The sequence below is a fragment of the Dulcicalothrix desertica PCC 7102 genome, from assembly GCF_003991905.1.
GTDB lineage: Bacteria > Cyanobacteriota > Cyanobacteriia > Cyanobacteriales > Nostocaceae > Dulcicalothrix > Dulcicalothrix desertica.
In genome coordinates, this window is the sequence record NZ_RSCL01000010.1 from 92,256 (window position 1) to 104,914 (window position 12,659).

Sequence of the window (12,659 nt, forward strand, 5' to 3'; positions counted from 1 at the left end):
AGGAGTTAGGAGTTAGGAGTTAGGAGTAAAAATACTCATATACTCCAAATGAAATAACGATATTTAAAAATCATCATTATCTAAAGCTTGAAGTGCCGCACGAATAATGGTGTCGTAAGGAGGTTGAGATATATCAACCTCTTTTGCATCTTGACGGGAGCTTCCGAGTAAACCAGTAGTACTGTTCGGTGTTGCAGCCAAGATTTTCCCTTCAGAGTTTTGTATTCTCAGTTCCAAGGCGCCATTATTTTTGTCATTATTATAGATACAGCAAGTGTAACTGCGACCAAGATGTTCAAACTGGGTACGCGGTTTCGTTGAGACGGACTTAAACTGATTGAATAATATTACCTGTGATTGCGGTGTTGGAATCGGCAATCTGGCGCCAATAATTTCGAGTTCGATGTTGGTTTCACCATTGAAGGTATTTTCGCGAAGTTTATAAGCTATATCTATATTTGCTGGTAGAGGACAATACTCACGCCATCGCCATGCTATCGCTTTTATTGTATGGCGCCGATTGTCTACCATTTGCTCTATGGTCATTTTTATATGAGCTTTACCTACGGTTCCTTGCTCGATAATGCGGACATTCGGTGTCCAAAAAACTGGCTCAGGATTTTCGATACCACAAGGTTCTAATACATTAAGCTGTCGATAAAGTTTTTGATTGAGTTGATTAAGATTAGCGAGTGTATCAATTTTGAGTAAAGGTTTCAGATGTTGTAACTCTAAGCACTTATTTGCAAACTCACTTAAACGTGAATGTACTAACTCTAAATTTTCCGCAGGTATCGAAAAACCACCAGCAGCTTTATGACCGCCGTATTTACCGAGCAAGTTATGACAATATTCCAACGCTTCAAATATATTAAATTCAGGAATACCACGTGCGGAACCGCGAATATGTCCTTCGTCCTCATATGTGCCTATAAATACTGGGACTCCATAGCGTTCAACTAAACGTGAAGCAACAATACCAATTACACCGTGGTGCCAACCAGGACAGACTACTAATAATACTCGGTCATCGTGGAGAGACGCGACATGTCTCGTCTCTACATATTCAATTGCTTCTTCTTCAATTTGTTTACACATGTCCTGACGCTGACGATTTATACTTTCGCACTGCATCGCACGTTCGAGTGCCATCCCCATATCATCAGTTGTGAGCAATTCGATCACAATTTGGGGATCGGCAATTCTACCAATAGCATTAATGCGAGGACCAAGGCGAAAACCAATATCTTCAGGTTTTAACGATTTGGGATTTTTGATTGTGGATTTTTGATTACCAAAGTCAGGCGTTAAGATATTTGTATTATCTTTAGAAGGCGCCTGAACTCCTGACATTTGAATTAATGCTTGAATTCCTGCTAAATTTGATTTGGGTAATACCTTTAACCCGCTTTGTACCCAGCGACGATTAACACCTGTTAACGGCGCCAAATCAGCAATAGTACCTAAAGTAAAAAGTTCTAACATTTGTGTAGTAATGTCAGAATTTGCCTGTCCAAGTTGTTCAGCAAGCGATACAGCTAAGATATAAGCGACACCAACACCTGCAACACCACGGTAAGGAGAATCTTCGCGAATAAGTTTAGGATTTAATATTGCATTTGCAGGTGGTAACTTTTGAGGAATATCATGGTGGTCAGTAATAATTACCTTTAAACCAAGTTCTCTCGCTCTGGCAATTGGTTCAAAAGCAGAAATACCATTATCAACAGTCAGAATTAACTCTACTCCCTCACTATGGAATTCTTCAATAATCCGTTTATTTACACCGTACCCCTCATGCATTCGACTTGGAATTGCATAATCAACTTGGGCGCCTAAATATCGTAAACTACGTAACAACAACGCAGTACTAGTCATTCCATCGGCATCATAGTCACCACAAATGGCAATTTTAGCTTGCGATGCGATGGCATTTTCCAACAACTCCAAACTTACAGCCAAGTCAGGAAAATCTTCTAGCGGTGAAGGTAAATTTAATAATTCGGGTTCTAAAAATATTTCGGCATCATAAAGCGTATCAATTCCACGATTTATCAAAAGCTGACTTATAATCGGCGATATATTAAACCTATCCGCGAGCATTTGCGCTAATTCCGGTCTTTCTGGTTGAATTTGCCATCTTTGGTCAGGCAAACGCCGAGTATTTACAATTGATGTGGAAAAAGATGTGTTGAGCATTAAAATTAAAAATACAATTAAGATTTTTCATCTAAATATTAAGACGGGCAAGATGCCCATCCCACAAAATAGATAACTTATTGTTACAAAACGTTAATCATACCATCATCACGGACATAAACCGAACGGTCGCCAGGTTGGCGCCAATTAGGTCGCAACTCCACACGTAAAGTAGACGCATTTAGCTTACTTAATGATGCACTCAATGAGCGTCCAGTATCATCCCAAAACAGTAAAGAGATATTTGGCTCGGTCAAACGTACTTGCTCGAATTTTATAGTTTGCCCAGGCTGTATAGCAATTGACTCAGAAAATTCACTCTTCTGTAATGCTAACACACGTGGTGTTCTATTTACTACTTCAACTCTCACTAACTGCCCAGGTACAAACTGAAGCGGGCGCCGACCACACTTAGAAGCACAAGTTTGTGCAACTGCTAGATTAGGGTAATTATTTATACCTAATAGTAATGTTGTTGCAATAATAGTGCTAGATACAATCTTCGAGATTTTTAACATGTTTGGTAATTCCTACTTCAATAAACAACACAGACGAACTGATCCCCCCTAACCCCCCTTAATAAGGGGGGAAACCAGAAAGGGGTCTTTACCCCCCCTTAGTAAGGGGGGTGGGGGGGGATCAATATAGCGTTTGTCTTATTTATTGTTCCCGTTTAGTAGGAAAGAGTTACAAAGCTTTTGTTAGAGCAACTTTAATTGTGTGTTTTTGTCTACCATAGAAAGTTGATTTTGACTAGAGTCATTACTATTTTCGCTGACCAACCAATCTTCTTCATTTTCAAAGAGTAGATTTTGGGCTGCCTCTAGCATTTTTCCAGAGATATCCTTTAAATCTTCACGATTATTTAAGTAAGTTTTGAGTGCTTCGATAGGGTCGATGCTGTGAGTTGCGTTTAACTCAGGAACACGTGGACGTGCAAGTTGACTAATCAATTCAGGGTGAATGCTATAAGTGTGGGCAGAACTTAAAGCTTCATGTAATGCAGAAGTTTCGATTAAATCTAATTGCTCGGAACGGAGTTTATAGATTAACCTGACTACCGCATCCGTATTATCGTGTTTGGCAATAGCTTTAAATATTGCTGCTTGAGGATTTTCAGCTTTTGAAACATCAAGCTCGATAGTCCGAAAGACTCTTACGGGTAAAGGACAAAATTCCCATTCGGCATTTCCTGGTTCCAAGTCAATCATTACATAGCCTTTATCTTCCTTCTCTTCACTAAAATCAACTCGTTCGATACTACCAGGGTAAATAACGGGTGGATTATTGTTTTTATTTAAATTTTGGTGACGATGAACATGTCCTAATGCCACATAATCAAAGCAATCGCGCGTTAATAACGACAAAGGCAGCGTAAAACCTTTACCAACAGCCAAATAACGTTCGGCGCCTAGCGTTGCATTATCTGCCATTAAGTGTGCTAAAAGTACCGTGGGCATATCAGGGTCTAAACGACGAATTTCACCTTCAATAACCACACGCAAACGGTCGGTCAATAATTGGTTAACTTCCGAAAGTGACATTCCCTCAGTATCTTGACGTGTCATTAACGTTGAACGAGTTAACCAGGGGAGTGTAATTATTTGTACTGGACCACTGCGAGTTTGAATTACATGTGTAGCTATTGAATCACCAACTATAAAACCAGGCACACCCAACGTGCGGTAAATACATAAGCTGGCGCCTCCTATTCCCTGCGAATGTTGGTCATGGTTGCCCACTAATAATACAGTAGGAATATTGGCATCGACTAGGCGCCGGAACTGTGAAGCAAATGCTTCTTGTACATAAGGAGGAGGAGTAGCATCTGGAAAAGCATCACCACCAAATATTACCAAATCAACAGGCTCATTAATCGCGCGGTCAATACACATCGAAAGCGTGCGAACAAAATCTTCCAAGCGTGTATTCAAACCAGTTTCCGCGTTAATGCGTCCGTGGGAAAACCCACTTCCCATATGAATATCGGAGAGGTGGAGGATTTTTATCATATATTTATCTCAAGTTTTGCCAAATAATTGTCTTACTTACTTTTCACCCTAATCATTTTACCGTTTACTATAGAGGAGAAGCTGATAGCGTACCATATTTTGTACCATTAAGTATCTGTATATCCAGTAATTGTCTTCAATTTGTAACAAATGGCGATCTCAATAAGAAATTTCACTTAAAATAAGAGTATTAAAACACAAGGTCACTCCTTGTAGCACTACCAGTTGAAAGCGAATGAGTATCTCGGTAACTGAGGAAATTCAACAAAAAATCCAGATTTGGAAAAAAAGGCTCGTTGGCGACTCCAACAGTAACCCTCTAGTTGATTTTCGCAAAAATAAAAAACCAGTAGTTAACATTCTTACAGACTCTTCATCTTTGTATAGTAGCTTTGCAGGAGATGATACTGTCTCATTACCTTTTAGTCAGTTGGAAACCGAGCAGACCGATACTGACCTAAACAAAATTTTAGACGAGCTTCGTAAAGGTGCTAAATCAAGCCTAGCGGAAAAGGGTTTTAACAGTTTGTTTTTAGTCCTCGGTACTTTGACATGGTTTGACCCCCAAAAACCCAACGACAAGTATGTTTCCCCAATTTTGCTCGTTCCAGTGAAATTGGAAAAAAAAGGTAGAAAGTTACCAGAGTATACACTTTACTCTACAGATGAAGATACTTCTGTCAACTTTCTTTTGATTAACAAGTTAAGTGATGACTTTAATATTACCTTGCCTGATAGCGATAACGCCCAAAAACTGGGTTATGAAGCATTTTTAGATGGAGTTCGCCATGCTATTGCGATACAACCTGACTGGCAGCTAGAAGAAACAACGCACCTGACATTGTTTCAAGATGCGAAAGCAGCAATGATTCAGGACTTGAAGCAAAATCAAGATAAAATCGCTGGGCATCCCATACTTCAAAGGCTAGCTTCAAAAAGGGTACTTGGTGATGTAAACAAACCTACTGTTCCTCAAGAGCAGGAACTTGATAATATTTACCCTTCATTAGTTTATCAAATACGTGATGCCGACTCTAGCCAGCAAGTAGTTATAGAAGCAGCTAAAAAAGACATTAGCTGTGTAGTACAGGGACCCCCAGGAACAGGAAAAAGCCAGACAATCGTCAATATTATTGCTGAGTTAATTGGTACAAAGAAGAAAGTCCTTGTGGTTGCTGAAAAGCAAACTGCTCTAGATGTTGTCTTTCAAAGACTAAAAGAAAATAATTTAGAAGATACGTGTCTAAATTTACACCATCAAGGAACTACAAAGGCGAAAGACTTTTTCAATGAACTAGATCAAACAATCACTAAGCTTTCACAAAGAACTGCACCACAACAGCAAAATTGGGACACATCCTTTAAATCTTTAGATGATTGTCGTAAATTCCTTAATAACCACGCAGTAAAGTTACATAATCTTGAACAACCTTTAAATAAATCAGCTTTTGACCTCTACGGTGAGATTCTTCGATTACAGCAAGAAGACATTCCTGTACTAAAGTTTAATTGTTTAGACCTCCACGATTGGTCGGAAACTAAGTTACTGAAAATTAAAAACTTACTCGAAGAACTTGGTAAATTTGAGAATATATTCAGAGGTAAACTAAGTACAATATGGTCAAGTAGCCCGCTACAGTATCAACCTTGGTCATCTAGGATATATACAGACTTGCGTGGTAGTCTAGATAATTTTAGCGATGCAATACAGCGCGCACAAGATACGATAGCGTCATTTAAAAAACTGTTAAAAATAACAGAGCCAATCCAATCATTATCTGATTTAGACAAGCTACAGCCTGCAATTGTTCATATTGTTGAGGCTCCGCCGGGAATAGAAAATTGGCTACTTGCAACAGATATTGCTGTATTTCAAAAGTTGTATTCTGAGTTAAAAACCAATATTACCAATTTTCAAAATATTAATCGAGAACTAAATGCTAAGTACGTTCAGGAATTTTTTAGTTTCGATTTGTTAAACATTAAGGAAATCTTCTCAAAAAGGTTTACTGGATTTTCGCGTTTCTTTAACTTCCTAGGCTATTTGCGATGGCTTGGTGCGAAAAGGCGTGAACGTCAACGTCTCCTTGGTTTACGACAAGACCAGCGTCAAGTCTCCGAGCCGGAACTAATTATAGATATTGACAAAGCAATTGAACGCCAAAATATTTTAGATATATTGCGCGATCCGAAATCTCAAGCACGCAAGGCTTTTGGTTCTTCATTTGATGGAGAAATGACAGAGTTAGAAACTATAGAGCGAGGCCTCCAATGGTTGGAAACGCTTATTAGCTGGCGCCAACTGGATAAAAAGAGTGTAATAGCGACTCTTAGCTCAAGCGAGCGTCTGCGTGAATTAAGAACTGTATTAGAGAATTTGGAAGTATCATTGAATAAGATTAAAGAAGGCTTTAGATTTTTAAGAGAACATTTTCCTCATGAACGAAAAACAGCGAACGGTGTTTTAGAAAAAATGCTACTAAGCGAAGTAGAAATTTTCCGAAAGCAAGCCGATAATGAACTTGATCTACTCCAAAGCTGGTTGGACTATCAAGAAATTATGCGCCAGTTAAATGAACCTGGAATAAAAGAGTTTCTATCTAAGCTCCGCGATTCTAACATTGCACCAAATTATTGGTTTGCTGTGTTAGAAAAAGGTGTCTATGAAAATTGGCTGCAATATATACATAATGATAACTATGAGTTACGTAACTTTAGCCAAGATTTGCATGAACGCAAAATAAATGAATTTTCTGATAAGGATAAGCAACAGTATGAAATTGCAATACAACGTTTAAGACAACTACATACAGAATCTTGGCAAGAGTGGTCAACACAATCAGAAGCTGAAGAACAATTAGCATCACTTAAAAAGGAGACTAGAAAGCAAAAAGGGCAACAGAAAATTCGTCAGTTTATTAAAAATGCACCTCAACTTGTGACTACACTCAAACCCTGTTGGCTCATGAGTCCCTTAGCCGTTAGCCAATATATAGATGCTGATGCGCTAGAGTTTGATGTCGTAATTTTTGATGAAGCTTCCCAAGTTTGTACTGAAGATGCTGTATGTTCCATCATGCGAGCTAAACAAGTGATTGTCGTGGGAGATGACCAACAGTTACCTCCAACTTCTTTTTTCAAAAGCACAGCCTCTAGCGACGACGATGAAGAGGAAGAAATTTATGAAAGTTTGCTTGATGAGTGTTCTGCTTTATCTATTATAAAGAACTTTACTTTGAGGTGGCACTATCGTAGTAAAGATGAAAGCTTAATTGCTTTCTCAAACCAAAAATTTTATCAATCAAAATTAATTGCTTTCCCAAATCCTGTTAAAGATGTTAGTCGAGGTGTACATTTTCATTTTGTCGAAGATGGGATATATGATCGTGGAGGGCGTAAAGACAATATCCGCGAAGCTGAAGAGGTCGCAAAGCTCACATTGCAGCATTTCCGAGATTATCCTCAGCAATCTTTAGGTATTATTACTTCAAATAAGGAGCAGGCAAAAGCGATTAGCGAACAAATCAATTTAATAAGTGAGAACCATACACAAATTGAAGAATTTTGTCAAGATAATTCAAGCAAGTTTTTTATTAAAACAATTGAAGAAGTTCAAGGAGATGAGCGAGATGTCATTTTCTACAGTTTTGGCTTTGGTTTTGATAATAAAAATCCAACTCAATTGAATCACAATTTTGGTCCCCTTAGTAAAAATCAACAGAATGTAGGAAAACGAAGGTTAAACGTTGCGATAACTCGTGCTAAATGTAAGTTCGTTTTAGTTGCCTCAATAAAAGCAGAGAATTTTGACTCCGAACGAAGTCAACAAGCTCCATTACTTAAGGAATATTTTGCATATGCTCGAAGTCGTGGTCAACAACTAGATGAAAAAGTAGATGAAAACACCTATGGTATAAGTTTACCTTTTGAACAAGATATCTATCGGGTTCTGACACAAAAAGGGTATGTAGTTAAAAAACGGGTGGGTCGTTCAGCTTACCCAATTGATTTGGTTGTAATAGATAATCGCAAGCCAGAAACAGAAGAATGTCTTTTAGGTATTATTTGTGATGGAACAACTTACCGTAAATACCCTACAGCACGCGACCGAGATCGTCTTCGTGAAGAAGTTCTAGAAAAGTTAGGCTGGCACATTTACAGAATTTGGTCTTGTGAGTGGTATCGTGACAGAGACAGCCAAATAAATGAACTGATTGGACATATAGAATATCTCCGTAATCAGAAATAAGCATGATTAAGAGTGTAGTATTACAAATTGAGATTTAAAAAGCATTAAATTTGGTCTATGGAACTTCTCGCACAACTTGAAGAACTTTTCACTAAAATTCAAAAGCTGCAATCAATTATGATTGCAGTTGCAACTGATGCGTACCGTAACCCAATTAGAGAGAAAGAGAAAATTTACACGCAATTATACGAAGATGTTGTAGATTTAATCGAATTACTTGAATATGAAGAGGTTTTTATTGAGAATTCTAATCAATTTAAATCTCTTTATGATTGGAAAGCTTGCTGGTCATCTTTAAGTGGATACGCTTCAAAAGCCAGCTTTGTTCATGATTTATATAAGAACTTTTTTAATCAAACAGATTTTGTTCTGTGCCAATATTATGTAAAAAATAAGTCTCAGCAAGATTTACTCGATGACTGGCAAGTATCAAAATTTGAAGACTTTATAGCCAAAATTGAAAAATTAAAGGGCATAATGATTTCTGTTGCTAATCAAGGGCAACCCATTGATTTAATTAGGAGTGAGGAAGAAAACTATATAACGCTTTATAGAAAAATTACATTGGAAATAAATCTAATGCAAGAAATTGGTATAAAAATCTCACATCCAAACAGCTTTAGATCACTTTGCCAATGGTATAATTATTGGTCGTCTGAATTAGAAAAATCATATGCTGTACGAGAAAAGTACATTAATAATCTCTACGAAGCTATTCTCAAACCAATTAATAGAGCTTTGAAACAATATCCAAGCAAGTTGACTAATACAAAAGAATTTATTGAGCATTTGCAGTCAAAGTTAAATTCAGAAAATTCTACTTTGCCTTCAACTAAATCTCCCATTATAACTTCAACTTTGAGCAATAGTGTAGAAACAGCTAATTATAAAGTAGATAATAATATTCAGCAAATAATAACTGAACCTGTTTATAATTCATCATTGCTTCCTCTACCTCCAGGATATGACAATTCTATTTTTACATACACAAATTTTAGCGTCAGTTGGTCAGACAATCATATTATGAATCCAGAAGTGTTTTTAGAGCAAGAAGATATTGTAAGTTTAGTGGATAGTTTAGAAAAGCTATTTACTGTTAAAATTGATAATTCTAATAATCGGAGAAGTATTTTTAGCACATCTGGTGTTGATAATTCATTCATCAGAAGTATGATTTTTAATCAGGCTCCTGTAGAATTTACTAATATAATAGTTGCAAAATTTAAGGATTATAAATATACAACACAACGATTCAATTATCATCCTATGATAAATTTATTGCAGTATTTACTTCAGCGAAAAGAAAGTTATGAGTTGGAAGACCAAGATATAGATTTATTCAAAAAATTAACTGAACGAGGTCAAGAAAATTTTAAAGCTTTAGAGGCTCGTAGTAGTGTTTGTAGGATTGAATCGCCCAAGGGAACAGGTATTGGCACAGGGGTATTGGTGGGTGGTGACTTATTACTTACCTGCAATCATATTTTTAGTAAAACTCAGGCTAAACAAGCTTGGGTTCGTTTGAACTATAGTACTGGGAATTATCTCTCGGATAAAGACTTATTTGAAGTAGATATGAATTTTGTCAGTAATCATAATCGTCCTGATTACGCTCTAATCAAAATAAAAGGCTATTCTCAACAAAAAACAACTATTCTTAGTGATGAAATACTAGATAGCGGTCAGGAAATTCGTATTATCCATCATCCGCAAGGAAAACCAGCATTAGTTTCTGACTTAGGGCTAATAATGCAAGTAGGAGAAGATTATATTGACCATAATTTAAAAACAGATAATGCTTCTTCTGGCGCCCCTATTTTTAATCGCGGATGGGAAGTAGTTGCTATTCATCAGGGCAACGTAGGTATTGGCCGCAATTGTGAACCAGGTACAACAGGAGGAATTCCCATCCGTATAATTTGGAATCAAATTTCATCATATTTAACTTAATCTGATAGAGGAATAATTTTATGAGTTTATTCAAAAATCTCTCTGAAAGTTTTAGCCGCGAAGCTAAAAAATATACAACTATTTTTTTGCCGAAACATCGAGTTGATATAGACATTGATGATACACCTATTAGCCTTGGTGATGCTTATTGCCGTATCTGGTTAGAGGATATGAACTTATCTAAAGATGTAGACTGGTTTAAACAGCGGTATCCAGTAGTACATGCTGCCACTCGTTTTCATTACGATGGAGAACTAGTTACTATTCCCTATCTAGCGGCACCTGGTAAATTGAAAGATGTTGGCAGCAGCAATTTGAATAAATTTATTCAAGATAGATATGCTCTCACTCCGCTTTTCCCATTTAATCAAGGTTTGGTAGAATTCCAAGCTGGTTTATTTAGTATTGCAGCGAGTGATCCCGTAGGCAAATTTATTGAGACTATAGGAACATTTGCTAAATTATTGCCTGTAGCCGAACTATCAAGCGTTCTAAATTTAGCAGAGCCAGTATATCGAGGAATTGAAGATTTACTTAACATTGGACAACAGCAGTTTGAGTTAGGCTACCAACAAACTTTCTCTGATGCAGATGGAGGTAGTAGTAATTGTTTGCGTGAAGGCTACTTTGCTATAATTTTGGCAGAAGAATATCAATTAAATTTAGATAATTTATGTGTTGTAAATGATAATCTTCGAGAATCCTCTCCAGGTAAAAATAAATTATTTATTCGTGATAGCAAGCCTTTTCAAGGCTACAGCTATATGTTATTTCGTATAGAAAAACGTAAACAACAAGATTGGGAGTCGTTAAAAAGCATAAAAGAGCTTGTAGCTCAAGCCCAGGATGAAGTTTTATTAGGAGAATATGAAAAAGTAAAGAAATTTATTTTGCCTACTATCAAAACAACTATTTACCGTAGTCCTGATATCACAAAGTTTGACCGTAGCCAAATGGTAATGAAAATAGAAGATTTTTTAAAGGAGTTAGGTTTACAAGGTTCAAAAGTTCAAAAACGTTCACTTTATTCGATTATGCAGCGACCATTGCCGCAAGTAGATGCTACAACACAAGCAGAATTAGATATTTTAGAAGAACTTTTCCATCCAAAAAGTTAATGATAAACACTATCTCATTCGTTAGCTAACCATTTTAGTAATTGCTATATCCCACTCTTTTGCTACTGCAAGTGTTTCCGAATTACCTTGAAGCATTTGCAGAGCATTAAAAGCATCGATGCTAGACACAATGTAGCTTACTCCATATTTATGCAATAACAATATATAATATTGTTAAAGAGATTTAGGAAAATAGAGCAAAGAGTTTAAAATATACTAACTTATTTATTTTTTAAGAAAGCAACAGGTGAAATCTTAAAAAATTTAGCAAGTTTGTCAATATCTTCAACAGTTAAATCTATTTTACCATTTAAAATATCAGAGACATTCGATTCTGTATGAAAAATTGGAATTAAGTCTTTAGCGCTTAAGTTTAAGTCTGATAATAAAGTATTAAGCAGTTCTACCCCGTATATTCGTGGTATCTCTACATACTTTTCCTCATATTCATAGACAAGACTACCTAAAATATTTAGGTAGTCTTGTTCATCGCTAGTTAGTTGAGTTTCTTTATCGATTAAAGAATCAATTACTTTTTGGGTAGCAATAAATTCTTCGTGAGAAGTAATTGGACGAGGTGGAAAAGTTTTGAATAATTCTATGTAAGCATTGTTATTACGTGTACCAAGGGTCATTTTTCCAGTCCTCCTTGTCATACTCTGAGTGGGTTAAAATAGAACGGATAAACACCTTTTGATAATTATAGTCTACCAGAACAATAAGGCGGTATTTATTACCACTTATGTTAAAGACTGTAAGTTTCTTAACTTGGTCTGCTGATGGAAAAACTTCACGTAACTCAACAAAGTTTGACCAGTGAGCTAATAATGTTGCCTCGTACCAGCTTCTTAGACTAGCTTCCGCATCGGGATGCTTTTCCCAAAATTGCCTCAGCCTAGAGCGAGTAATTATATGCATCGAAATTTTGTTAGCTAATTTGATTTACTCTTAAAACAAGTTGAAATTTTTAAGATGCTTCGTTCCACCCTGCGGGAAGCAAGCTAGAGCATGACACAAGTTGGTATTTTATCCGTTTGCAGTATAAATCATCCGTTACATCCGTTGTATCCGTTGCAAGTAGGTTTTGTTGGGTTACGCTATAGTGGAACCCAACCTACGTTGTTAAATGTT

8 protein-coding genes are annotated in these 12,659 nt (G+C 36.7%); 3 read left to right on the plus strand and 5 right to left on the minus strand.

All coding sequences use genetic code 11. The features are described from left to right. Nucleotides 1-63: 63 nt before the first annotated feature. The 3 genes from DSM106972_RS21495 to sbcD all read right to left on the minus strand — a co-directional run bounded on the left by DSM106972_RS21495 (nt 64) and on the right by sbcD (nt 4,211). The gene (locus tag DSM106972_RS21495) at nt 64-2,199 is read right to left on the minus strand and encodes a single-stranded-DNA-specific exonuclease RecJ (RefSeq protein ID WP_127082633.1); all 2,136 of its coding nucleotides are present in this window, start codon (nt 2,197-2,199) and stop codon (nt 64-66) included. A gap of 83 nt (nt 2,200-2,282) precedes the next feature. Then, on the minus strand, nt 2,283-2,708 hold the full coding sequence (locus tag DSM106972_RS21500) for a hypothetical protein (protein WP_127082822.1): 426 nt from the start codon (nt 2,706-2,708) through the stop codon (nt 2,283-2,285). 192 nt (nt 2,709-2,900) lie between these two features. Next, nucleotides 2,901-4,211 (minus strand): exonuclease subunit SbcD, encoded by a 1,311-nt coding sequence (gene sbcD / locus DSM106972_RS21505; RefSeq protein ID WP_127082634.1) that lies wholly within the window; start codon nt 4,209-4,211, stop codon nt 2,901-2,903. 235 nt (nt 4,212-4,446) lie between these two features. Here sbcD and DSM106972_RS21510 point away from each other — a divergent pair, with 235 nt between their 5' ends. The 3 genes from DSM106972_RS21510 to DSM106972_RS21520 all read left to right on the plus strand — a co-directional run bounded on the left by DSM106972_RS21510 (nt 4,447) and on the right by DSM106972_RS21520 (nt 11,528). Continuing rightward, nucleotides 4,447-8,460, plus strand: coding sequence for a PDDEXK-like endonuclease domain-containing protein (locus tag DSM106972_RS21510; RefSeq protein WP_127082635.1), 4,014 nt, complete (start codon nt 4,447-4,449; stop codon nt 8,458-8,460). 117 nt (nt 8,461-8,577) lie between these two features. Next, the gene (locus DSM106972_RS52585) at nt 8,578-10,410 is read left to right on the plus strand and encodes a trypsin-like peptidase domain-containing protein (protein ID WP_201800764.1); all 1,833 of its coding nucleotides are present in this window, start codon (nt 8,578-8,580) and stop codon (nt 10,408-10,410) included. Nucleotides 10,411-10,430: 20 nt separating this feature from the next. Further along, nucleotides 10,431-11,528: a hypothetical protein gene (locus DSM106972_RS21520; RefSeq protein ID WP_127082636.1), complete on the plus strand. Its 1,098-nt coding sequence runs from the start codon at nt 10,431-10,433 to the stop codon at nt 11,526-11,528. Between the two features lie 221 nt (nt 11,529-11,749). Here the strand turns inward: DSM106972_RS21520 and DSM106972_RS21525 are convergent, their stop codons facing one another. Both DSM106972_RS21525 and DSM106972_RS21530 read right to left on the minus strand, forming a co-directional pair. Further along, nucleotides 11,750-12,163, minus strand: coding sequence for a helix-turn-helix domain-containing protein (locus tag DSM106972_RS21525; protein ID WP_127082637.1), 414 nt, complete (start codon nt 12,161-12,163; stop codon nt 11,750-11,752). Further along, nucleotides 12,144-12,446, minus strand: coding sequence for a type II toxin-antitoxin system HigB family toxin (locus tag DSM106972_RS21530; protein WP_127082638.1), 303 nt, complete (start codon nt 12,444-12,446; stop codon nt 12,144-12,146). Before DSM106972_RS21530 ends, DSM106972_RS21525 begins: the two co-directional genes overlap by 20 nt. Nucleotides 12,447-12,659 lie beyond the last annotated feature (213 nt).